Origin of the sequence: Pseudoalteromonas sp. S1727 (assembly GCF_005886375.1) — a bacterium.
In the GTDB taxonomy this organism is placed as follows: domain Bacteria; phylum Pseudomonadota; class Gammaproteobacteria; order Enterobacterales; family Alteromonadaceae; genus Pseudoalteromonas; species Pseudoalteromonas haloplanktis.
The window spans coordinates 18,365-43,734 of the sequence record NZ_PNDT01000079.1 but is presented as its reverse complement, the minus strand read 5'-3'; the positions used below and the strand labels follow the sequence as shown (position 1 = coordinate 43,734).

Sequence of the window (25,370 nt, the reverse complement as noted above, 5' to 3'; positions counted from 1 at the left end):
CTTAATAGAGATTTTACAAAACTTGGCGTGTCGACACTTTACCTTGCTTGATGCTTAAATGAGCAGTTAGACCATTATAATCTATACTTATGTCGACAATAATGGGGTTTTTATGTTTTTTATACTGATTTAGACTTGACTCTGTTCTAATGAACTCCCATAGTGTCAATATAAATTGTCGACAATCTTAAAGAAGGGCTCAATGACCCAAGATGCTTTTAGCGAAACACTTATTACCACAGCTTCAGATCAAGTGTTTGTAGATATGCGCCGTGAGATAGTAGAAGGCAGCATTGAACAAGGCAGTAAAATATCAGAGCCAGAGCTTGCAAAACGTTATGGAGTAAGTCGTGCGACATTGCGCGAAGCGTTAAATCGGCTTGAGAGTTGTTATTTAGTTGAGCGTAAAGCCAATGTAGGGTGTCGGGTTGTTGCCCTGACTGCTGAGCGGTTAATAGAAGTTTATCAAGTACGCAGCGCCCTTGAAGGCTTAGCGTGTCGCTTAGCTGCCGACAATATGGCACCTGATGAAGTGCAAAGCTTAAAGCAATTGCTTAACCAACATTTACAAACGCAACGAGTAAAAGAAGGTGAATCTTACTATCAAGAGGCTGGGGATTTAGATTTTCACTATCGCATTATCAAAGCCAGTAAGAACGAGCACCTCATTCATTTATTAAGTAATGGTTTGTACCAGCTAATTCGCATGTATCGGGTGCAAATGGGCATGGTCGGCCCTCGGGTATCAAAAGCGTTTGATGAGCATTTAGCGATTATTAATGCAATTGAAAATCATGATGGTGAACTAGCCGAGCTGCTAATGAAGCGGCATATCAGTGCCTCACAAGCTAATATTCAAGCAAAATTCAATTTGCTAGTTACGCAAAAGAAGGTTGCGCAGTAATTAAAGACAGTAAAAGTGTCATAGTTAAAATTTAAAAATAGAGTCTGCCTCGAGCAGCTACCGTTCAAAGGAGACAGCAATGTCAGCAGGATCAAAGTTCAAACAGGCGATTGCCAATAACCAGCCATTGCAAGTGGTGGGGACTATCAACGCATATACTGCGATGATGGCCGAAAAAATGGGTCATCAAGCAATTTACTTATCTGGAGCAGGTGTGGCCAATGCCTCATACGGTATGCCAGATTTAGGTATGACCAGTCTTGATAATGTACTTGAAGATATTCGCCGCATTACCGGTGCCAGCGACCTTCCGTTATTAGTTGATGCTGATACTGGTTGGGGTGGGGCGTTTAATATCGCTCGTACCGTAAAAGAGATGACCAAAGCAGGAGCGGCTGGTTTTCATATTGAAGATCAAGTGGCGCAAAAGCGTTGTGGTCATCGCCCAAATAAAGAGATCGTCTCACAAGCGGAAATGGTTGACCGCATTAAAGCGGCGGTTGATGCCAAAACTGACAGTGACTTTTACATTATGGCCCGTACTGATGCGTTTCAAAAAGAAGGCTTGAATGCAGCAATTGACCGTGCTGCGGCCTGTGTTGAAGCTGGCGCTGATGCAATTTTTGCTGAGGCTGTTCACGACCTTGCGGATTATCAAGCCTTTACTAATGCGCTGAATGTGCCTATTTTGGCTAATATCACTGAGTTTGGTCAAACGCCAATCTATACAAAAGAGCAGTTAAGTGATGTTGGTGTGCAAATGGTGTTATACCCATTAAGTGCATTTAGAGCGATGAATAAAGCGGCACTAAACGTGTACAGCGCTATTTTGAATGAAGGCTCACAACAAAGCCAAATTGACAACATGCAAACACGTGCTGAACTGTACGACTTTTTAGACTACCACACGTATGAAAACACCCTTGATAGTCTTTTTTCAGCAAATAAATAATTCCAATTAGAAGAACAACATTTAGGAGAACACACATGGTCGATAAAGCATTAGGTGGCGCAGGTTTACGTGGTCAAGTAGCAGGTCAAACAGCATTATGTACAGTAGGGCAAACAGGTTCTGGTTTAACTTATTGTGGTTATGATATTAGCGAGCTTGCAGAAAAAGCGCAGTTTGAAGAAGTGTCATTTTTACTCTCTCGGGGTGAATTACCAACCGCAACAGAGCTTGCCGAGTACAAAGCTAAATTAAAAAGTTTACGTGGTTTGCCTACAGCACTTAAAACTGTGCTTGAGAATATTCCAAAAGATGCACATCCAATGGATGTGATGCGTACCGGTTGCTCTATGTTGGGTAACCTTGAAATGGAACATGATTTTAGCCAAGCAAATGATGCCATTGATCGTATGATTGCGCTATTCCCTAGTATTATTTGTTATTGGTATCGCTTCACTCATGATGGCGTGCGCATTGAAACGCAAACTGATGATGATTCAGTGGGCGCGCACTTTTTAACTTTGCTACATGATAAAGCGCCGTCTGAATTATTTGCGCAAGTGATGAATGTGTCACTGATTTTATATGCAGAGCATGAGTTTAATGCCTCTACCTTTACTGGTCGTGTGTGTGCGTCAACCTTGTCTGATATCCACTCCTGTGTAACCGGTGCAATTGGTACTTTACGTGGGCCATTACATGGCGGCGCCAATGAAGCCGCCATGGATATGATAGAAGGTTTTAAAGATGCTGATCACGCCGAGCAAGAAATTATGGGCATGCTTGAGCGTAAAGACAAAATTATGGGCTTTGGTCATGCTATTTACCGTGAGTCGGATCCACGTAATGTGATCATTAAAAAATGGTCTGAAAAGTTAGCTGCAGAAGTGGGTGACGATGTACTTTACCCTGTGTCCGTGCGCTGTGAAGAGGTAATGTGGCGTGAGAAAAAGTTATTTTGTAATGCTGATTTTTTCCATGCCTCTGCTTATCACTTTATGGGGATCCCAACGAAATTATTTACGCCAATTTTTGTAATGAGCCGTGTTACCGGTTGGACAGCACATGTAAAAGAGCAACGTGCTAATAATCGTATTATTCGTCCAAGTGCAGATTATACAGGGCCAGAAGCACGTAGCTATACGCCGATTGAATCACGTTAAGACATCGGGTGGGCGCATATGATATGAGCCCACCTTTTTTGCACATAGCCTTGAGCTGACAGTTTTTCTCGAACTTTCCTTAAACACGCTACCTGTGTGCAGCCACCGTCACCCAATTTAGCGAGTCTTACCATGACCATTATTAATAACACTCAATATCGAAAACCGTTACCAAATAGCAATGTTGATTACTTTGACACGCAAGCCGCAGTGGATGCTATTAAACCGGGCGCATACGCAACATTGCCTTATACATCCCGTGTTTTAGCAGAGAACTTAGTGCGTCGCTGCGAGCCATCTATGTTAGATGATGCACTGAAACAGATTATAGAGCGCAAGCAGGACTTAGATTTTCCATGGTACCCAGCAAGGGTCGTCTGCCATGATATTTTGGGCCAAACTGCGTTAGTTGATTTAGCTGGCCTGCGCGATGCCATTGCCGCAAAAGGCGGCGATCCGGCCAAAGTAAATCCAGTAGTGCCAACCCAACTAATTGTTGATCATTCATTAGCCGTAGAGCACGCCGGTTTTGATCCTGATGCCTTTGCAAAAAACCGTGCCATTGAAGACAGACGTAACGACGACCGTTTCCATTTTATTAATTGGACTAAAACCGCCTTTAAAAATATAGATGTGATCCCGCCGGGTAATGGCATTATGCATCAAATCAACCTTGAAAAAATGTCGCCGGTGATCCAAAACCGCGATGGCATTGCCTTCCCAGATACTTTAGTGGGTACTGACAGTCACACGCCCCATGTTGATGCACTAGGGGTGATTGCTGTTGGTGTTGGCGGTTTGGAAGCAGAAAGTGTCATGCTGGGGCGCGCATCATATATGCGCTTACCTGATATTGTGGGTGTTGAACTCACCGGCAAACGTCAACCAGGTATTACCGCCACAGATATCGTGCTTGCGATCACTGAGTTTTTACGTGAGCAACGTGTTGTTTCGACCTATTTAGAGTTTTACGGCGAAGGCGCTGATGCGCTTACATTAGGCGATCGCGCAACTATCTCAAATATGACGCCAGAATTTGGTGCCACGGCTGCGATGTTTTATATCGACCAAATGACCATTGACTATTTACGCCTGACAGGGCGTGATGAAGAGCAAATAGCCCTTGTTGAAAACTACGCAAAAACCACCGGCCTGTGGAGCGATAGCTTAAAAACAGCTCAGTATGATCGTGTATTAAAATTTGACTTATCAAGTGTTGGGCGCAATATCGCGGGGCCTTCTAATCCCCATCGTCGTGTGGCAACCGCTGATTTAGCCAAGACGGGGATTTCTGGTGTGGTTGAGAACGAACAGGGCCTAATGCCTGATGGCGCGTGTATTATTGCAGCCATTACCAGTTGTACTAATACCAGTAACCCGCGTAATGTGATCGCCGCAGGTCTTATCGCCCGCAATGCAAACGCTAAGGGATTAACGCGCAAGCCATGGGTTAAAACCTCTTTAGCGCCAGGTTCAAAGGCTGTGCAATCGTATCTTGAAGATGCCAAGTTATTACCTGAGCTGGAACAGCTTGGTTTTGGGATTGTCGGCTTTGCATGCACCACTTGTAATGGCATGAGCGGCTCACTTGACCCTGTTATTCAACAAGAGGTCATCAGCCGTGATTTATACGCAACAGCGGTTTTATCTGGTAATCGTAATTTTGATGGCCGCATTCACCCTTATGCTAAACAAGCGTTTTTAGCATCGCCCCCTTTGGTTGTTGCCTATGCCATAGCGGGCACGATCCGTTTTGATATAGAAAAAGACATACTGGGTAAAGATCAGCAAGGCAACGATGTAACCTTAAAAGACATTTGGCCGTCGGATGAAGAAATTGATGCGGTTATTAAGCAAAGCGTAAAACCCGAGCAGTTTAAAAAAGTGTACGAGCCGATGTTTAATCTAACTGTAGATTACGGGGAAGATAACGATCCACTTTACGATTGGCGCCCGCAAAGTACGTATATTCGTCGCCCTCCTTATTGGGAAGGGGCGCTTGCTGGTGAGCGCACCATGAAAGGCATGCGCGCACTTGCAGTACTTGGCGATAACATAACCACGGATCATTTATCTCCATCAAACGCGATTATGGCAAGTAGCGCTGCGGGTGAATACTTAACCCACATGGGTGTGCCAGAAGAAGACTTTAACTCATATGCAACCCACCGCGGCGATCATTTAACCGCACAACGGGCAACCTTTGCTAATCCGAAATTACTCAATGAAATGGTTATGGAAAACGGTGAAGTTAAACAAGGCTCTTATGCACGTATTGAACCTGAAGGTACAGTTACGCGAATGTGGGAAGCAATTGAAACCTATATGCAGCGTAAACAACCGTTAATTATTATTGCTGGTGCAGATTACGGTCAAGGTTCATCTCGAGACTGGGCGGCCAAAGGCGTACGTTTAGCAGGTGTTGAAGTCATTGCTGCGGAAGGGTTTGAACGTATCCACCGTACGAATTTAATTGGCATGGGAGTTTTACCCCTTGAGTTTAAAGCGGGCACAACACGTAAAACATTAAAACTCGATGGCAGTGAAAGCTATGACGTAGCAGGGGAACTCACCCCAGGTGGAAGTGTTAATTTAATTATCACTCGCGTAGATGGTGAAGTACTTACAGTGCCAACAAAATGCCGTATAGATACTCAAGAAGAGCTATCTATTTATGCTGCAGGCGGTGTTTTACAACGCTTTGCACAAGATTTTTTAGAAGCCACGCAAAGCGCATAAGGAACAGTTATGACATTTAAACCACAAATTAAAGTGCCGGCAACCTATATGCGCGGCGGCACCAGTAAAGGGGTGTTTTTTAATTTAACTGATTTGCCAGAGGCCGCCCAAGTGGCAGGCTCAGCGCGGGATAACTTGTTACTTCGGGTAATTGGCAGTCCAGATCCGTATGGTAAACAAACGGACGGTATGGGCGGCGCCACATCAAGCACCAGCAAAACGGTCATTTTAAGTAAAAGTGAGCAGCCTGAGCACGATGTAGATTACTTATTCGGCCAAGTGGCCATTGATAAACCTTTTGTAGATTTCAGCGGTAACTGCGGTAATTTAACCTCAGCAGTGGGAGCTTTTGCAATTAGCAATGGCCTTGTTGATAGTGCGCGCATTCCAAAAAATGGTATTGCTGTCGTAAGAGTGTGGCAAGCGAATATTAAAAAATCAATTTTAGTGCATGTGCCTATAAGCAATGGCGAAGTGCAAGAAACGGGTGATTTTGAACTTGATGGTGTGACATTTCCCGCCGCAGAAGTAAAACTTGAGTTTATGGATCCTGCCGATGGTGATGGTGCGTTATTTCCTACCGGTAATCTGGTTGATGAACTTGAAGTCCCTGAATTTGGCGTACTAAAGGCGACCATGATCAATGCAGGTATTCCGACCATATTTGTTAATGCACAAGATATTGGCTATACCGGGACAGAGTTGCAAGATGATATAAACAATGATCCGCAGGCTTTGGCTAAACTTGAATCTATCCGTGCCCATGGGGCGGTGAAAATGGGGTTGATCAAGCATATTAGTGAAGCCGCTGCTCGTCAGCATACACCTAAGGTGGCATTTGTGAACAAAGCCAAGACTTATGTTGCCTCAAGTGGGAAAGAAATTCACCACGATACTATTGATTTAGTCGTGCGCGCAATGTCAATGGGCAAGCTGCATCATGCCATGATGGGGACTGCAGCCGTGGCAATTGGTGCGGCGGCTGCAATAAATGGCACGTTAGTGAATGCGGCCGCTGGTGGTGGTCAAATCAATGAAGTGAACTTTGGTCACCCTTCAGGCACTTTAAAAGTTGGCGCTAAAGCTGAGTTAATTGAAGGTAATTGGCAAGTAACAAAAGCCAGCATGAGCCGAAGCGCACGGGTACTTATGGAAGGGGTTGTTCGGGTGCCAGCGGTTAATTAAGCGATAAATAAATTAGAAAGTGGCTGTCAAGCCACTTTTGTCCCTATCTTTGTGTGAAAAAATGTAAACGGTATTGTATGTATTTGTATCAATCGGTTAACAATTCACTGATCTGTCTGCTCACTCTACACCAGAATAATTCAAAATTAATTCCTAACCATTTGTTTGTTAAGTATTTTGTTTTTATTCGTGACGATGTGATGCATTTATCTCGTTAAACTTACCTGCGGATAATTAAAATTACATTTTTCCATTTATTGTCATATATTGGTGGTAAGTTGATAACATGTAATAACAAATGTAGTTTACTAGGTGGTTTTGATACAGACTGATACATAATTTTAACTTAAATGACTGTTGATAATAATGTAGGCTACGTTTTAGTAATGATACTTGCTAACAAGCACCCAAGGAGATTTTCATGGCGAAAAGAATAATAAAGTTTACCCCAATTGCGGCTTCGGTTGCATTGACACTCGGCTTAACTGGTTGTGGTTCAGATAATGATAATAATAAATACACACCTGATCCAGTTACTGTCTATAAAGGAGAGGTAAGTACTGACTTCAATACTCAAATATCAGGCAAAGCCGTTAAAGGTTCGTTGAAAAATGCAGTCGTGTCAGTGTCAACGTTAAATGATGCTGGTGAATCTGTACCGGTTGCATTTCGTTTAGAAGCCACAACCGATGCCAATTATTCTGCTGAGTCGACGACTTCACAAGCAGATGCAGATGCTAAAGCACTCGCAATGCTAACTGCTGAGAATCCAGCAGATGCTATGACCTCAGCCTCAGGCGGGTATAGCATTTATCTTGAAGACGATTTTACAGGACCACTTTATATTACGGTTAGCACTTCTAAAGAAGGTGATGACAGTATGGTGAAGTGCGATTCATTCACAGGGTGTGGTGATTATGATAGCGCCCCTGAAATGTCTGATGTGGCTGGTATGGTTAACAATGGCGATAGTAGCATTGATTTCGGCGAGTGGTATAAAGACGATCTTGAGTTACAAGTTGTTAAGTTTATCAAAGCACCAACAACAGCGGCTGCTAGCAATTTGCGTGGGCCAAGTTTTGCTGATGGAGATGGCACAGGTGTTAAGCACTACTTTGCCAATGTGACTCTTTACACCAGTATTGCTGCAAAAATGCTGTTAGATGGAGCTAAAGATGGCTCAGCAGTCTCAGATGAAGCAATTGCCGCAGCAAGCTTAAAAACACTTGTACAAATATTAGGTGAGGATGCTGCGATAAAAGTAGCGGCGTTAACGGGTGATATTTCACTTGGTGGTGCAGTCGATTTTAGCGATTTAGGTGAAGGCGACTCCCTGGATACTGCAACAATGTTGTTAGTGCAAACGGCGGTTTCATTACAGTTCATTTCAGGTTCTGGCACTAATGGCTCTTTAGCTGAAATTATCAGTAATCTATCAGCAGCAGTTCAGGACGGTACACTCACTGACAGTGATGATGAAATAATTAAAAATATTGCAACTGAACTTACTAAAGCTGTAGAGAATACAAGCCTTATTTTTGCTGCGATTATTACCGGCGAAGGCATTGATGAAGCATTTGCACAAGTTGCAGAGAACCTTGGTATTGCTGATGATCCTGAAGCAATAGCTAAATTAAAAGAAAAAGCAACTAAGGCTGTTGAAGAACTTAAAAAGCAAGCTGAAGATGCAGGTATTGACGAAGATTTAGGCGAAGTTGCAAAAGAGGTAGTTGACACTTTAGTTCCATGTGAGACAGATTGTGACGGTGACGGTGACGGTGACGGCGAGGATCTTGAAGCTAAATTAGCGGCAGAGCTAAATGCACAAATAGTTACTTTTAATAATGCACTTGTACAAAATAATGAAACGATATCTATCGGTGTAGATAAAGTGGCTAGGGTTAAAGCGTTAGGTGACTTAGGTCTAGACACCACTGATCAAGTACTTACTTATAGTGAAAATGTATTTGCTCTTGCGGGTACAAAGGCGGCCTTAACCACATTAAAAACTGAACTAGCTACTGCGACAGTAACTGCACAAGCAATTGTTGCTTCTGCCGCTGCGCTAAATGATGAAGATTACAGTCAACTTAAGAGCGATGCTGCAGCGTTACAAACAGCTATTCAAACACAAGTTGATGCAGTAAATACACTTATTACAGGTATTGAAGCTGAAGAAACTCGCTCAGATGAGGCGGTTGCTGCTTTAGGTTTAGCTATTGAAGTGGCGAAGAATAATGTAACTACCGCGACAGAGGAGTTAGTTTCTGCAAAAGATGCAGTGTCTGTAACGCAGTCTAGCTTAGAAGTCGCTTTAATTGCAGTTGAAGCTGCTATGGTAGACACGAAAGAAAATGCTGAGCTTGCATTAAACTCTGCAGAAGAGGCCATCACAGCTGCAAATATGGCTGTTGCAAGTGCAGAAACGTTAACACTTGCTGCCAATCAAGCAACATTAGCTGCAAACGCGTTGCTAGCTATCGCTTCTGAACAAGCAGATAAAGACTTAGCAAATAACTTACTGACTTCTGCAACAGATAATACCAACTTTGCTGAAACTGTAACCACAGAAGCAGCAAGCGCTTTAAATACAGCTGCTACTCTAAAAGCAAGCGCGCAATCAACGATTGAAAAATATGAGCTATTAGTTGAGGTTAAAGCTGGCACTTCAACGGTTGAAAATGCAACATTAGTAACGAAGACTGGTGGTCAAGCATTATTTGATACAGCAGAAATTATTTATGATGTACTGACAGAAGCTTGGGATCTAGGCGAGGAAGGTACAGATGTTGTTTCTACTCGTTACCCAGATTGGACATACAGTTTTGATAAAAACGAATTAGTATTGGATCTTGTTAATACCCAAACAAATGAAATGATCACTGTCAGTGGCTCGGCTAACAATAAAGCGCTTGTATTTGCGTTTGGTGGCATGATTGAAACTGTTGATGGTGCGAAAGTTCACATTGAAACTTTAGCTGATATGGAGCTTGCATTAGATAACTGTGTTGAAGCTAATAATGGCCAAATAAACAAAGATGCGTCTGACTCATGTTTAGTCATTAACTTTGAAGATAAAATCACAGCGGACACTGCAATTGACGGTAAAGTGCTATCGGTAGACGGTTGGAGTCGTGTAGAAATTGTTGACGGTGATTCTGGTTTTATTGGTACATTGAGCATCACGGGTGCAGATATTACTGAGCTTGCGACAATTACAGCAAAAGGGGTTACCAGCGAAGTTGACTTTACAGCTAATTTATCACTAAATTGGGCTAACGAAGACGACATTTATGCTGTCGATGTAGAGCTGCATAACGGCACTGGTTACAAGTTGTCATTAATGGCTGAAGAAGGCGAAGACTTCATGGGTAGCGTAGATGCTAATTTTGCAGGTGCTATGATGAAATTTGGTACTGTTACAGAAATTACCAATGGTATTTCTGTTGAATATATCGATGGTGAAGTTATCGAATATACAGATATTACTTTCTTAGATTCATCTAAGTAACGTAAAAATAAGAGGGAGAGGATCACTCTCCCTCTTAAATAATAACAAGTGAAAAAAGTATGAAAAAAAAAATTCTCACGGTAGGATTGTCCACATTATTAATAACCCCAGCTATTCACGCACAAGACCAATTTCAGATCTTTACCACGTTTGACTCCGAAGTTTATACTGAAGCACAGCCTGTAACTGCATTTATTGATGACTTTGATGCGCCACTTACATCAGGGGATAGCGCATTTACTTATAATATATTTGAGCTAGGCGTTGGTTACGGTAATTTTAAGCTCGGGTTTCAAAGTCGCTTTGACTATGTTTTAAATTTTGATCCTGATACTGCTTTATATCTGCATACTGAAAAAAATGATTTGCCTTTTGAAGATAGGCATTACACCTATGATTTAGATGGTAAGCAAGCAACCAGTAATGGGGTGTTTTTCTCTTATGATTTTAAGTTTTTACAATCAGATGCGTTGACCATAACACCGAAATTAAGTGTTTTTGCCAGTACACACTATCAGGACGCTAATGTGAAAGGGCAAGTATTCAGTGATGAAATCCAAGGAGCATTAACGGTTGATTATTACTTCTCAAAAGACATCTTATTTAAACGATTTACCCCAGATGAAAACCCATCGGGGTTAGGCTACAGCTTTGATCTCGCAGCACAATGGAAAGTAAATCAAGATCTAATTTTCGGTGTACTCGCACAAGATTTATTTTACGAAGCAGAGTATGAGCAAAGTGGTTTCGTGACAGGTTACACCACTGAAGTACCGTTTACCGAAAATGACGCAGGGGATATCGTCACAGAGCCTACAATTCGTTTAGCAACCTCCGAATATGGCAATGAAGTCACGCATAAGTTCGACATGCCAGTACGAATTAAAGTCTATGCGGATTATCGTATCAATGATTTATTCTCAACAGAGCTGATGGTGAAGCGGTTTGATCAAGATACCTTTTCACAATTAAAAGGACGCATGCATTTTTGGGACCATTGGGCGATGATCGGTGGTTATGAAACAAATAGCGAAGCCTTTTTGCTTGGTATCGAAAATGATTATTTTGGCTTAAATATACAAACCGATAATATTGATATCGATAAAGCCTATTATGCCAATGTGAATTGGTATGTGAAGTTAGCGTTTTAAGGACTTGTGATGTTTAAAAAACTTATATCAGTTAGTTTACTTGTGTCACTTGTCGGTTGTGGTGGCACATCAGATGATAAACAAACCAGCTCAACGTCAGTAACGGTTGAAGAGACCACTTCATCAGTGAGCTTTTATATTGCCCCTTGGCAAGCTCAATCAGGCACTTTAACACTGGTTAATGATAATACAGGCAACATTGAAAATATTGATGTTGCAAATATTAATAGTGTGACGTTACCGGCAGGGACATTAAACTTCCATCGTGTTGAATTTGTCTCAGATGGAGCAACACTCCCGTGCCCCAGCTTTGCAGGTTGTGGTCGAACATTTAGAGATAACCCGTATGATGAGAACAGTAACCGTCGTATTGATTATCAAGAGCAGATGGATATGACACTGAGTTATCGAGCTGACTTTTTGGCGGCGCCAGGTGAGAATAAACTGTATTTATCGCCAGTCAGTTCGTTAATTAGTGATGATAATTTAGATATTACTCTACAGAGTGTAAGCGCAACCCCTTTTTATCATCTGACGCATAGCCAGTTAAACGATAATCTTGAAGCAGAACTGCTTACTAATGCATTGACCTTTGGCGTTATTTTAAAAAGAGCTGCTGATATTGAGTTAAGTCTAACAACAAGCAGCAGTGCAGTCGTTGAACAACAAGCAAAGTTAGAAAGCCTGCAACTTTACCGTACTTATGCCGATCGTTATGTATCGGAAAACCTACTAAACGTGAAAGGTAATCAGTTATTACAATCAGTTGTTGGTGAAGTTAAACAAAAACTTGCAAGTATTGGTGAGGCACAAAACATAAAACAACGTACCCTCACAGAGCAGCAATTACATTCTAAAGAATTACTAGAAGATGTACGTAATATATTAGGTGTCGCGCGGTTACAAGAACAAAAATACAGTGATGAACTCAGCCAAAAGCTAACTGAATTCGTTGATATAGCTGATAACGAGTCGCAACAGACGCTTATCGTTTTGGCTAATGTACTTTATGACGTGATCTATAATTTTTCACCGCTAAATGATACCGAAGCGGGTATTTATACCTTACAAGGCTTAACGATAAATTACCAAGAATCACCATACTCGTGGGTGATCAGTGGCCAGTATGATAACCATGAGGTGCAACTGGATTTAAATATTCCACAATGGCGTATCAGTGGCTTATTAGGTAATCAAGTAAGTGGTGTAATGAATGCCAAAGTGATTGGGACAGATACACAATTAAGTGTCGATGTGAGTGACTTAGTATTGTCTTTTGATGGCACTGACGATCCATTTGCAAATGATCAAAGTGAAACTACGGGGCAGCTTACCATTGCCACAAACGTCACATTGAAAAATGAAATTAGCACATTAAATGGTGATATAAGTCTAGCTGCCAATCGCTTTGTTACCCCTTTTGAAGAGCTTGTGACAGTACTGTCGGGCTTTGATTTTAAAGGCCAACTGGTTAGCGAAAATCAGATAACTCCGTTTAGTTTACAAGCTATAGAAGCAACACCATTTATTGATGAAGCATCAACGAACATCGTGTTTGCAGTACAATTAGAACTGCCATTAAATGGAGCAAATGATTTGCAGTTTGCATATGTCGGTAGCTTGGCTCGTTTAACTGAAATTACCAATGCAAATATTGCGTTACGATTAAAAAATAGGGCGCTTGAAATAAACCTGCGCACTGTAGGAAATAATATCAACGCAGTGATAAAAGGTGCCCAAGGACGTTGGCTAGATGTTAAGCAAAAAGGTCGTAATTACAGTGGTGGACTCTACTTTGGTGATACACAAATTGCAGATGTAACTGCGGTTAGAGGTGTACCTGGTATTTTATTTCCTGACGGTACTTTTGAGTCATTGTTTTAGTGTAAAAGTAGCCTATTAACGCAGCTTAATAGGCTACTGTATGATTTATTTAAACATTTCTATATCCACTTGAGCACCCTTAGCAACGCCAGCACAGTCTGCTGGGAGGATAATAAAACAGTTGGCTTTACTCATCGATGTTAGCACGCCAGAGCCTTGATAAGGTAAGGCACTTACAGTGTAAAAGCCGTTATTATCAATCGTGGCAATTGCTCGCTGAAAATCGGTGCGCCCTGGGCGTTTTTTTATTGCAGTTGTGGTAATAGCACTAAGCTTATTTGTTTTCTTTATTTTTGCTTGGGCTGAAAGGTAATTAAGAGCAGGACACACTAGTTGCATAAATGTCACTATTGCAGACACCGGGTTGCCAGGTAAACCAAAAAAGTAACTGTTTGGTAGTTTACCAAATGCAAAAGGCTTCCCTGGTTTCATCGCAATTTTCCAAAAACCGATTTCACCAATCTCATTGAGTACCTCTTTAGTATAATCGGCATCACCAACAGACACACCGCCAGAACTTATCACAACATCTGCAGCTAAATCAGCTGTTAAAAATGCGTCTTTTATGGCGGTTTTAGTATCTTTAACTATCCCTAAATCAATCACATCAAAAGCAAGTTTTTGTAGTGATGCAATAAGTACCGCGCGATTACTTTCATATATTGCACCGGTTTTTAATGGTTGCCCCGGGAGGGTTAATTCATCGCCGGTTGAAAATACTGCAACTGTTAACTTTTTGTAGACAGTTAGTTGATTGATGCCCAGCGAGGCCAGTAAGCCAAGATCAACTGGGGTTAGCTTATGGCCTTGAGTTAAAACCGTTGCTCCTTTAGGTATGTCCTCACCAGCCCGGCGTATGTTGTCAGCCATTTTTATTTTTTGATTTATAGTGACAGAGTTGCCGGTTTTAGTTGCATTTTCTTGCATTATAACCGCATCACAGCCTTTAGGTACTAGGGCTCCTGTCATGATCCTTACGCACTCACCTGGGTTTAATTCTGGCTCAAAATATTCTCCAGCAAGCACACTTCCAACTTGTTTATAGGTGTTAGATGATGATTGGTAACAAATTGCGTAGCCATCCATTGCGGAGTTATCATGAATAGGCACGTTTATGTCAGAGATCAGCTCCTTGGCTAAAACCCTATCTAAAGAATCGAAAAGGCTGATCTGTTCATGTTGCTCAACAGGTTTTATTGTCGATAAGATATTTTCAATCGCGGATTCAACCGATAATAAACCGGATGCATTAAAGCAGTCATTCATATATATTGATTCATCATATTCATTCGATAATTAAAACAATACTCATAATGTCAATGCTTTACAATAGAGTCAGTTACTATTTTTGGTTTGTTCTTTTACTCACTATTAGTAGTGTATCGGCAAAAGAAAATCTGCATATTGCTGTTGCCAGTAACTTTAAAGCGCCTTTAGAGCAACTCTTAAGTGAAGCCCCTTTTGTTGATGATATTGAAATAACCTTATCAGCTGGTGCAAGTGGGGTATTGTACTCGCAAATAATTCATGGTGCGCCTTTTGATATGTTTTTCTCAGCGGATGCTAAAAGACCCGCATTATTAAAACAAAAAGAATTAATTATTAAGGGGAGTATTCATACTTATGCAACGGGAGTCTTAGCGTTTTGGCAACCAGAATTAGACTCGAAAAATAATTATATTGCCATTGCTAACCCTCGTTCTTCACCCTATGGTGAAGCGGCTAAATATTACAATGAGCACACCCTTAAAACCGATTTATCATTTGTGTTAGCGCATAATATTACGCAGGCATTTCAGTTTGTAGACAGCGCAAATGCGGGACAAGGTATTGTCGCGTTAGCTAGTTTAAAAGCAGCGTACCAGCAACAAGCTGATGCTAAATACTTAGCTTATAAAGTGATCCCTGCGGATCAACACCCAGCGATTACGCAACAAGTCGTGGTGTTAAAATCTACTAACAATTTAGCAAGTGCTAATAAAGTACTGAGCTATATACTCTCTCCTTCAGTACAAAGTGAGATCGCAGAATTAGGCTATCTAAAGGTGTGTAGCCAATGCTAGAAACAGACTTTACGGCATTATTGTTAACAGTAAAACTTGCGATTATCACCTCAGTACTCCTAGTCATTATTTGTTTTCCAATCGCGTGGCTATTAGCAAACTATAAAGGTCGGTTTAAGCCATATTTTGAAGCGATTATTGCACTTCCCCTGGTTTTACCGCCAACCTTACTTGGTTTTTATTTATTAGTGGCTTTTTCTCCTAATACGCTACTAGGTGAGGTTTGGCACAATTTGACGGGACACCAGCTTGCCTTCAGTTTTTCTGGGATTATTCTAGGTTCGCTGATTTACTCATTGCCATTTGTGATGCAACCTTTACTGGTGGGGTTTAACCAAGTAAATAGCCAATATAATAATGCTGCAATCGCGCTGGGTTTTAGTACGTCGAAGCGATTTTTCTTTTTATTAATTCCATTACTTAAAAGTACAATTTTAAGTGCTTTTTCACTCGGTTTCGCTCATACGCTTGGTGAGTTTGGATTAGTGTTAATGATCGGTGGCAACATTCCAGGTGAAACCCAGGTAGTGTCAATCGCTTTATACGATCATGTTGAAGCGCTTAACTATCAGGCGGCACATGAGCTTTCACTGATTTTATTTGCAATTTCATTTATCTGCTTAGTTTTACTGTTTAAGTTTAATCGATCAAACCTAGGTTTTAGAGGGAAGAATGCTTCAAATTAATATTAACCTTGCGCTTAAACACTTTGTTTTGGACGTCCAGTTTGCAGTTGAACAGGGTATAATTGTCGGGGTTTTTGGTCCTTCAGGCGCAGGTAAGTCAAGTTTATTAGCTGCGATCAGTGGTGTCAGTGCTGGTCAGTCTGTTACGAATCGCCAGCAAAATATAGCAAACCTCGCACCGGATAAACGTGGGATGAGTTTACAATTACAAGCCTGTCCATTATTTCCTCACTTAGATGTACTTGGAAATTTAAGTTTTGCCTGTAAGCATCGGCCTAAGAACAACAATCAACTCGCTCTTAATGAGACGGTTTCTTTATTAGGGATTTCAGATTTATTAAATCGTGAGGTTAGCAGTTTATCTGGAGGGGAGCAGCAGCGAATTGTTTTTGCAAGAACTTTACTACTTGGACAAAATATTATTTTGTTAGATGAACCTTTTTCAGCTCTCGACTGGGTGAAGAAACAGCGCCTGCTTTGGGCAATAAAATATTTAGCAAAGAATAAAAATATTACCTTTATTATGGTGAGTCACTCACTTAAAGAGCTCAGTTATTGTGCTGATAAAATGTTGCAATTAAAGCAAGGTAAAATGACTCGATTTGGCGATACAGAGATCATCAGTCAGCAAATTAATAATGAACAGGGCACCACACATTTTAGCTTTCTTAACTTTCAGCAACCGCGCCGATTATCTGAGCATAACTTAACTAAAGTATCACTTATTGATAGTCAGCAAGTACTGTATATCAATCAATTTGATGAAAAAAGTAGTTATAAAATTTGTGTAAATGCAAACGATATCAGTGTCAGTCTAAAGCTTGAACGAAATAGCAGCTGCATAAATACATTACAATGCATTTTGGTTAGTTTTCAACGACAGCAATACGAAGTACTGCTGTTTCTGGATGTCGATGGGCAAAGCTTGCTATGCAGTTTAAACCCATTGGCATGGCAGCAGTTGGGTGTTACGACAGGGCAGACGCTTTATGCGCACCTGCACGCTATTTAGTTTACTATTTTGCACCGATACAGCACATTTATATTCCTCAAATAGTGCAACCACAGCACTTTATATAACTTTAAAAATATAACGCTTTGAAATTATAGAAAATAATTTTATGGCTCATAATTTGCTCGTTCCTACTCGCTTTTAACTTACTTAGAACAAAAAAAGAGTATTAAAAGTATTTTAAGATTTTATTCTAATAAAAAATAGCGTCAGGAGCGTGCCGTATGCAGCAAAGTACAGGATTCAATTTATTCTCATTTCGGGGCAAGATGAAAGTGCTTCATCTTAGTTGGATGGTTTTTTTCGTATCATTTTTTGTCTGGTTTAATCATGCACCCATGCTAGGAGCTATAGCCACCTCACTTGGGATCAGTATGGCTGAAGTAAAAACGTTACTGATTTTAAATGTTGCATTAACCATACCTGCGCGGGTAGTGGTGGGTATGCTTACTGATAAATACGGCCCACGGATTGTTTATTCTGCGTTACTTATAGTCTGTAGTATTCCATGTTTTATGTTTGCTGCAGCCACAACGTTTGAGCAAGCAGCCATTGCCCGCTTTGCGCTGGGATTTATTGGGGCAGGTTTTGTGGTTGGTATTCGTATGGTGAGTGAGTGGTTTCCTGCGAATGAGCTTGGTATAGCAGAAGGGATTTATGGCGGATGGGGCAACTTTGGCTCCGCAGCTGCAGCGATGTCGTTACCTGTAATTGCATTGCTATTTGGTGGGGAAGATGGCTGGCGTTATGCAATTGCTGTGACTGGGGTTATCAGTATTTTATTTGGCTTGATTTGGTTTTTTAATGTTACCGATACGCCAAAAGGGGCAACCTATTTTAAACCTAAAAAAATAGGCGCAATGGAAGTAACCAGTAAAGGTGACTTTGTATTACTGTTGATCATGAAAATCCCAATGTATGCGGCACTGGCACTTTTAAGTTGGAAACTGTCACCAAGTGGTGCCAATCTTATTTCCGCGAATTTTGTATTAGGTGTCTATAGTGTTCTAATTTTACTTTATATTTATGAGGTATATAAAACGTATGACATTAATAAAGGCATTTTTAAACAACCAGTTCCTGAGTCACAACGCTATGAGTTTAAACAAGTTGCGGTGTTAAATATTTTATACTTTACAACCTTTGGTTCAGAGCTTGCAGTTATTTCAATGTTGCCGTTATTCTTTAGTGAAGTGTTTGGTCTCGATATGGTTTATGCTGGGTTGCTTGCCTCTGCCTACGCGTTTATGAACCTTGCATCGCGCCCTGGCGGTGGGTGGATCTCAGATAAACTTGGACGCAGAATAACCTTGATTGTGCTGACGATGGGTTTAGCTGTTGGTTATTTTGTTATGGGCTTGGTTGATGCAAGCTGGCCGCTGTGGTTAGCTGTTATAGCCGCAATGGCATGTTCGTTCTTTGTGCAAGCTGGTGAAGGCGCTGTGTTCGCGGCAGTACCACTGATTAAGCGTCGTTTAACAGGGCAAATTGCTGGTATGACAGGTGCTTATGGCAATGTAGGGGCGGTAGTATATTTAACAGTATTATCAATTGTTGAGTATCAAACTTTCTTTTTTGTCATCGCAGGCAGTGCATTAGTGGGACTGGTAGCGTTAATGTTTATGCAAGAACCAAAAGGCCACATTACTGAAGTAAATGAAGACGGCTCTGTTGAATTAATCTCTGTTACATAAGGAGAAATTAGATGATAGCTGAAACCGTCAAAGCGAATCGTAATGTGAATAAACGCATCGCTGCAGCGCATGTTGTCAATGAGCTACGAGTGTCATTTGGCGGTCACTCAGCATCAGGCATCAAAGCAGATAACCAAGATGCCTTTGCCGCACTGAATACGCAAGGTCATGAGCGTGATCACAAAGGCATTGTGGCCTGTATTGCAGATGGTTGCTCAAGTGCAAAATTCGCCAAAGAAGCGGCTAATTTATCAGTTAGTCATTTTATTAATGAATACTTAGCGACTGAGCCAAGTTGGTCGGTAAAAAAATCAGTCTCAAAAGTGCTGGCTAGTTTAAACTTATGGCTTTATTCGCAAACCCCTACTAATAGCCAACAGACTCACCGTCAAGCGCATTGGATGACAACATTTAGTGCGTTGATATTAAAATCAACCAGCGGCTTTATTTTTCATTTGGGTGATACCCGTGTTGCGCAATTTCGTGATGGTGAACTGACTCAACTAACTCGTGACCATAAAGTTAATCAGCATTTAACTAAGGCATTAGGCGCAGAGCTACACCAAGAAGTTGATGTCTATCAGTTTGAACTAAAACAACATGATATTTATGTCTTGAGCTGTGATGGTGTACACGATTTTCTGAGTAAAACACAGATTATTGAGTGCATTAATAGTGAACAAGATTTGGAAGCGGCAGCGAAAGCGATAACACAACTTGCGATTGCACAGGGCAGTGACGACAATGTCAGTTGTTTACTTGTAAAAGTACAACAGCTCCCCAAAAAGTGCTTAGATGAACGTTATCGGGATCTCACTAAACGCAAAATTCCCAGCGTATTGCAAGTCGGCCAGCAGCTTGATCAATACAAAGTGCTAAGGCAGATATACGCAAGTACTCGTTCACACATTTATTTAGTGCAAAGTGATGAGTATACGGCCCCTGTGGTATTAAAAACACCTTCAGTAAACTTTGCGGAGGATCTGCATTACTTGCAAGGGTTTATGCGTGAAGGTTGGGTTGGCCAGCGTATTGACCACCCTAATGTGATGAAAGTACTTAGCACCGCCGACGACAGTGCATTTTTGTATCATATTTGTGAATACATGGATGGTCAAACCTTAAGGCAATGGCAGGCAGACAACCCTAAGCCACAAATAAGCCAAGTGCGAAACATTGCGTTGCAAATAGTTCAAGCACTGCGAGCTTTTCAGCGTCTTGACATGGTCCATCGTGATTTGAAGCCAGATAATGTTATGATAGATGCGCACGGCAAAGTAACTTTGATTGATTACGGCACCGTGAAAATTGCTTCTATACATGATGACATTCATCAAATAACCGATGAATGTCCGCAAGGCACACTAGGTTACACAGCCCCAGAAACATTACAGACCTTGAACGCCGACTTTAAGAGTGATTTATTTTCACTCGCTGTCATCGTTTACGAACTACTATCTGGACACTTACCGTATAAGTCGTTATCTTCTAACCAATCGACATCGTCAAGCAGCACTTTTTGGCATTATCGTAGTATTCGCGACTACCGTAATGATATCCCATTTTGGTTTGACCAAACATTAATGAAAGCTACCGCAGTAAAGCCTGAGCATCGCTATAGCTCATTTTCTGAGTTCATCAATGACCTTAATACACCTAACTCGCAGCTTAATATGACAGTGATTGATAAGCCGTCGTTTTATCAGCGTAACCCCGTAATGGTGTGGCAAGTGATCGCTATCGGTTTATTCCTGTGCCTACTTACAGTGCTTATTCTGCCTCGTTAAGCTTACCCGTGTGTTTGACTTTTGAAGTCGGCATAGCCGAGTTTAAAAGCCAAACATACAACAGTAAATTTAACCTCCCCAAATAGACAGCCCTTCGTCGTGCGGTTACTTATTAGTCGATCATACACCACAGCTATATAAGCGGTGCTAATGGCGAGGGATTTGCTCATTGTTAGTTAATGCATGAAATCAGATTGTCTGCACTTCGATGAAAAAACCCTAACTTGAATAAGTATAAACCTTAACTGCGTAACACTGCCTAGTATCACAGTGGTGCAAATGATGGATCGTCGTGGTGCTGTACCTAGACTTTAATAAGTAAAGAAAATATAAGTTATTGTATTTGTTTGATTTAAATGTTTGGTATGGCCTTTGCTTTAATTAATAACAACAATAAATACAATTGCAAGTAGGGTGAACTGATGAGCCGCAAACAACGAGTTGTCGTCGTCGGTAATGGAATGGTTGGGCATCATTTCGTAGAGCAAATTACCAGCCTTATAAAACCTAATATAGGTGTTGAAGTAACGGTACTCAGCGGTGAGGAGCGCTTAGCATACGATAGAGTACACTTATCTGAGTTTTTTACTGGCAAAACAGCCAATGATCTTGCACTCACTAATGAGCAAATATATACAGATTGGCAAGTACGCTTTTTCACCAATGCAAAAGTCACTGACATAAACCGAGTAAAGCAGCAAGTCACTACGAGTGGGGGCGTGACTTTTGATTACGACAAACTGGTACTCGCTACCGGCTCATTTCCTTTTGTACCACCCATTCCGGGGAAAGATCGCGAGCATTGCCTCGTGTATCGTACCATAACTGATTTGGATGCAATCAAGCATTCCGCCAGCAGCAGTAAAGTAGGAGTTGTGATTGGCGGAGGGTTACTTGGTTTAGAGGCTGCTAATGCTTTAAAACAGTTAGGTTTGGAAACTCATGTGGTTGAGTTTGCGCCGCAACTTATGGGGGTGCAAGTCGATAATGGCGGGGGGCGATTACTGAAAGATAAAATAACGGCATTAGGAGTACAGGTCCATACCTCGATGGCGACTGAAGAAATTGTCGATGGAGATCGCTGTCGTTATAAAATGTGTTTTAAAGGTGGTAAAACACTGGAAACGGACCTCATTTTATTTTCAGCAGGGATCCGCCCTTATGATAATTTAGCGCGTGAGTTTGATTTAGCCGTTGGTGAGCGTGGCGGCATAGTGATCAATAATCATTGCCAAACGTCAGATCAAAATATTTACGCTATTGGCGAATGTGCGCTGTGGAATAACTTTATATTTGGCTTAGTTGCACCGGGTTACGCCATGGCTAAAATTGCCGCGAAACACATTTTATTTAACAACAGTGACGATGCATTTTTTGGTGCAGATATGAGCACTAAATTAAAACTGATGGGGGTTGAAGTTGGCTCTATCGGTGACGCTCATGCACGGGCACCGGGAGCGCGTAGTTATGTGTTTGATGATCAACTTGCCGGAGTCTACAAAAAAGTAGTGACCAACCAAGCTGGTACTCGTTTAATTGGTGCTGTACTGGTTGGTGATACCAGTGACTATGATAACTTATTGCAATATCACTTAAACGACTTAGCGCTGAATGCCGCCCCAGAGTCCCTTATTTTTCCGCTTGCCCCACCGCCAGATACAGTTTCAATAACTGATTTACCGGCGGATGCTGTTATTTGTAGCTGTCACCAAGTTACCAAACACACTATTGAACAAGCAGTATTGAGCGGCGCTAATGATTTGGTTGACGTGCAAGCAATAACTAAAGCCTGTACCGGTTGTGGTAGCTGTGAAAACCGCGTGAATTGCATTATTGAGCATAGCTTAGCCATTACTAAAGCACAGCCGCAGCAGCTTAGTGATGAAGTATTAATCCCTGTAACTGAACTTGCATAAAGAGAGCGCCATGACCACGTTAAAAGAGAGCTTAATTCAAACAACATGCGCGTATTGTGGAGTCGGCTGTGGAGTGGACGTTGCCTTAACAGATAACCAACCCAGCCTGCTTGAGGGGATGCCAGAGCATCCTGCAAACTATGGGCGATTATGCGTAAAGGGCACCCATTTACTAGATACAATAAGTAATGATAATCGCCTTACAGCACCTGAGATCAATAACAAACAAGTAAGCTGGTCTGAGGCGAGTCACTACGTGGCGAGTGAATTTGGTAAAATAATTGCTGAGCACGGCCCTGATGCGGTGGCTTTTTATGTTTCTGGACAGTTGTTAACCGAAGACTATTATATTGCCAATAAACTCATGAAAGGTTATATCGGTTCGGCCAATATAGATACGAACTCACGATTATGTATGTCTTCTGCGGTGGCAGGTTACAAACGTGCTTTTGGTGAAGATGTAGTCCCTTGTGATTATGAAGACTTAGAGCACACCGAACTGCTTATTTTAATTGGCTCTAATGCGGCGTGGACGCATCCAGTTTTATACCAGCGCATTGCGCGAGCCAAGCGCATGAATCCGAATATGAAAGTGGTGGTTATTGATCCTAGACGCACAGATAGCGCAGAGCTGGCTGATAGATTTTTACAAATAAAGCCAGGCACAGACGCCGCATTGTATAACGGTTTGTTGCGTTATTTAGCGGATAATCAACAGCTTGATAATGATTTTATTGAACAACATTGTGATGACTTTGCATCCGCATTAGCTGCAGTACAGCCTTGGACAATAGCTGCAGTAGCTCGCTATTGTGAGCTGGATACACACTTGCTTAGTCAATTCTATAGCGAGTTTGCTAACAGTGCCTCAGCAATAAGCTTTTACTCAATGGGCATTAACCAATCAACCTCAGGGGTTGATAAATGCAATGCGATCATTAATGCTCATTTAGCGTCAGGGAAATTACTAAAAAAAGGCTCAGGACCATTTTCTATTACCGGGCAACCTAATGCCATGGGCGGACGTGAAGTCGGTGGGTTGGCAAATCAACTTGCAGCGCATTTAGAAATAAATAATGTACAACATCAATCGTTAGTAAAGCGCTTTTGGCAATCTCCGACAATCGCTACGCAAGAAGGGGCTAAAGCACTTGATATGTTTGATGCGATCCGCGATGGCAAAATAAAAGCAGTGTGGATCATGGGAACCAACCCGATGGTTAGCCTACCGAATACTCATGAGATCGCAAAAGCACTTACGGCGTGTGAGTTAGTTGTGGTATCAGATTGTGTGGCTAGTAACGATACACTTGAGTATGCCCACGTTAAATTACCTAGCACCGGCTGGGGAGAAAAAGAAGGCACAGTAACAAATTCAGAGCGCCGTATTTCTCGTCAAAGGGCGATTATAGCGCCGTTCGCTGAGGCAAAAAACGATTGGCAAATACTTTGTGATGTCGCTAAAAAAATGGGTTTCAATGGCTTTGACTTCACTCAGCCCAGTGAAATTTTTGATGAGTGGGCGCGTTTAACAAGCTTTGAAAATAACGGTACACGGCAACTTAATTTGTCTGCCCTTGTGGGTATGAGCACACGAGAATATAATGCATTAAGGCCAATTCAATGGCCGTGTATTGCCAACGATAGCTACCAGTATGGGCAAGTGTTTAGCCAAAACCAATTTAGCACAGCAAATAAAAAAGCGCGGTTTATCCCCATCACGCCACAGCTACCGAAGCAAGTTACTTCAACAGAATACCCATTGGTAATGAACTCTGGGCGTATTCGCGATCAATGGCACACTATGACTCGTACAGGAAAGTCGGCCACACTTTCAAGCCATATTACCCGCCCCTACATTGAAATTCACCCTCAAGATGCAAGTCAACTTGGGATCAACAATGATGACTTAGTACAAGCCATCTCTAAGGTGGGTGACGTAATAGCGAATGCCAAAGTGACTGACTCATTAAGAGCGGGTGAATGCTTTATGCCGATCCATTGGAATCAGCAATTTGCATCATCTGCTAATGTCGGTAAATTGTATGCAACGATAGCAGATCCTATTTCTGGTCAGCCAGAGACTAAATTTACAGCCATAAAGCTGCTCCCTGTAACATTCAGCCAATATATGAATGTATTTGTTGCCAAGCAATGTAGCTGCCATGCAAACGTCACCTCGCACAGTGACTATTGGCTAAAAGTCAATGCCAGTAATTGCAGTCAATATCAACTTGCTTTTAATGACGCTGTGCCAGATATACTGCATTGGTGCCAACAGATAAGTGGCATAAAAGGGCAGTGGTCTGGTTTTTATGAAGGTACGACTCAGCGTATTCAATGTATTGCCAATGGACGCTTAGTGTTTGTTGCAATGATCAGCGATACACAAGTTACCACATCGATTGAGTGGATTAATCACTTATTTAGTGAACCAGCATTGAACTTTACACAACTACAATCATTATTAACCGCGACACCTGATGAAGAATTTAGCCAGGGGCGGCAAATTTGCAGTTGCTTCAAAGTCAGAGAGAAGCCAATTATCGATGCAATTAAAGCGGGAACTCACCGAGTTGATGAATTAGGCCAACAATTAAAGTGTGGGACCAATTGTGGCTCGTGTAAAACAGAGTTAAGTCAGCTTATTAAACGTCATGCACTGGCTAAAGGACAGCAAATTGATGTGCTGATCACGGTGTAGTTGTTATGTCACAGCTGATGTA

The 25,370-nt window shown here is 41.6% G+C and carries 16 protein-coding genes; 15 read left to right on the top strand and 1 reads right to left on the bottom strand.

The window, feature by feature from the left end:
- The first annotated feature begins 202 nt into the window (after window positions 1-202).
- The 8 genes from CWB85_RS16395 to CWB85_RS16360 all read left to right on the top strand — a co-directional run bounded on the left by CWB85_RS16395 (window position 203) and on the right by CWB85_RS16360 (window position 13,486).
- Window positions 203-904 (top strand): GntR family transcriptional regulator, encoded by a 702-nt coding sequence (locus CWB85_RS16395; RefSeq protein WP_138555464.1) that lies wholly within the window; start codon window positions 203-205, stop codon window positions 902-904.
- A gap of 79 nt (window positions 905-983) precedes the next feature.
- Entirely contained in the window at window positions 984-1,856 is an 873-nt protein-coding gene (prpB, locus tag CWB85_RS16390) for a methylisocitrate lyase (protein ID WP_138555463.1), read from the top strand.
- A 35-nt stretch (window positions 1,857-1,891) separates the two neighbouring features.
- A complete protein-coding gene (gene prpC, locus CWB85_RS16385) occupies window positions 1,892-3,016 on the top strand; it encodes a bifunctional 2-methylcitrate synthase/citrate synthase (RefSeq protein ID WP_138555462.1) in 1,125 nt (374 codons plus the stop codon).
- Between the two features lie 132 nt (window positions 3,017-3,148).
- The gene (gene acnD, locus CWB85_RS16380) at window positions 3,149-5,755 is read left to right on the top strand and encodes a Fe/S-dependent 2-methylisocitrate dehydratase AcnD (RefSeq protein ID WP_138555461.1); all 2,607 of its coding nucleotides are present in this window, start codon (window positions 3,149-3,151) and stop codon (window positions 5,753-5,755) included.
- 9 nt (window positions 5,756-5,764) lie between these two features.
- Window positions 5,765-6,940: a 2-methylaconitate cis-trans isomerase PrpF gene (gene prpF, locus CWB85_RS16375; protein WP_138555460.1), complete on the top strand. Its 1,176-nt coding sequence runs from the start codon at window positions 5,765-5,767 to the stop codon at window positions 6,938-6,940.
- 421 nt (window positions 6,941-7,361) lie between these two features.
- The gene (locus CWB85_RS16370) at window positions 7,362-10,451 is read left to right on the top strand and encodes a hypothetical protein (RefSeq protein WP_138555459.1); all 3,090 of its coding nucleotides are present in this window, start codon (window positions 7,362-7,364) and stop codon (window positions 10,449-10,451) included.
- Window positions 10,452-10,510: 59 nt separating this feature from the next.
- Window positions 10,511-11,602, top strand: a complete 1,092-nt coding sequence (locus tag CWB85_RS16365) for a hypothetical protein (protein WP_138555458.1) — start codon at window positions 10,511-10,513, stop codon at window positions 11,600-11,602.
- Between the two features lie 9 nt (window positions 11,603-11,611).
- Complete coding sequence (locus tag CWB85_RS16360; RefSeq protein ID WP_138555457.1) at window positions 11,612-13,486, top strand: hypothetical protein; 1,875 nt, start codon at window positions 11,612-11,614, stop codon at window positions 13,484-13,486.
- A gap of 45 nt (window positions 13,487-13,531) precedes the next feature.
- On the opposite strand, the gene moeA is transcribed toward CWB85_RS16360, so the two are convergent.
- The gene (gene moeA, locus CWB85_RS16355) at window positions 13,532-14,752 is read right to left on the bottom strand and encodes a molybdopterin molybdotransferase MoeA (RefSeq protein WP_138555456.1); all 1,221 of its coding nucleotides are present in this window, start codon (window positions 14,750-14,752) and stop codon (window positions 13,532-13,534) included.
- 47 nt (window positions 14,753-14,799) lie between these two features.
- Between moeA and modA the strand changes: the two genes are divergently transcribed.
- The 7 genes from modA (at window position 14,800) to CWB85_RS16320 (ending at window position 25,348) form a co-directional block, all read left to right on the top strand.
- The gene (gene modA / locus CWB85_RS16350; RefSeq protein ID WP_016707420.1) at window positions 14,800-15,549 is read left to right on the top strand and encodes a molybdate ABC transporter substrate-binding protein; all 750 of its coding nucleotides are present in this window, start codon (window positions 14,800-14,802) and stop codon (window positions 15,547-15,549) included.
- Window positions 15,543-16,235, top strand: coding sequence for a molybdate ABC transporter permease subunit (gene modB / locus CWB85_RS16345; protein ID WP_016707419.1), 693 nt, complete (start codon window positions 15,543-15,545; stop codon window positions 16,233-16,235). Before modA ends, modB begins: the two co-directional genes overlap by 7 nt.
- Complete coding sequence (locus tag CWB85_RS16340; protein ID WP_138555455.1) at window positions 16,222-17,247, top strand: ATP-binding cassette domain-containing protein; 1,026 nt, start codon at window positions 16,222-16,224, stop codon at window positions 17,245-17,247. The genes modB and CWB85_RS16340 overlap by 14 nt, the downstream gene beginning before the upstream one ends.
- Window positions 17,248-17,471: 224 nt before the next feature.
- Window positions 17,472-18,941, top strand: coding sequence for a NarK family nitrate/nitrite MFS transporter (locus CWB85_RS16335; protein ID WP_029216037.1), 1,470 nt, complete (start codon window positions 17,472-17,474; stop codon window positions 18,939-18,941).
- 11 nt (window positions 18,942-18,952) lie between these two features.
- A complete protein-coding gene (locus tag CWB85_RS16330; protein WP_016707416.1) occupies window positions 18,953-20,728 on the top strand; it encodes a bifunctional protein-serine/threonine kinase/phosphatase in 1,776 nt (591 codons plus the stop codon).
- Between the two features lie 422 nt (window positions 20,729-21,150).
- On the top strand, window positions 21,151-22,644 hold the full coding sequence (locus CWB85_RS16325) for an FAD-dependent oxidoreductase (protein ID WP_138555454.1): 1,494 nt from the start codon (window positions 21,151-21,153) through the stop codon (window positions 22,642-22,644).
- A gap of 10 nt (window positions 22,645-22,654) precedes the next feature.
- Window positions 22,655-25,348, top strand: coding sequence for a nitrate reductase (locus CWB85_RS16320; protein WP_138555453.1), 2,694 nt, complete (start codon window positions 22,655-22,657; stop codon window positions 25,346-25,348).
- Window positions 25,349-25,370 lie beyond the last annotated feature (22 nt).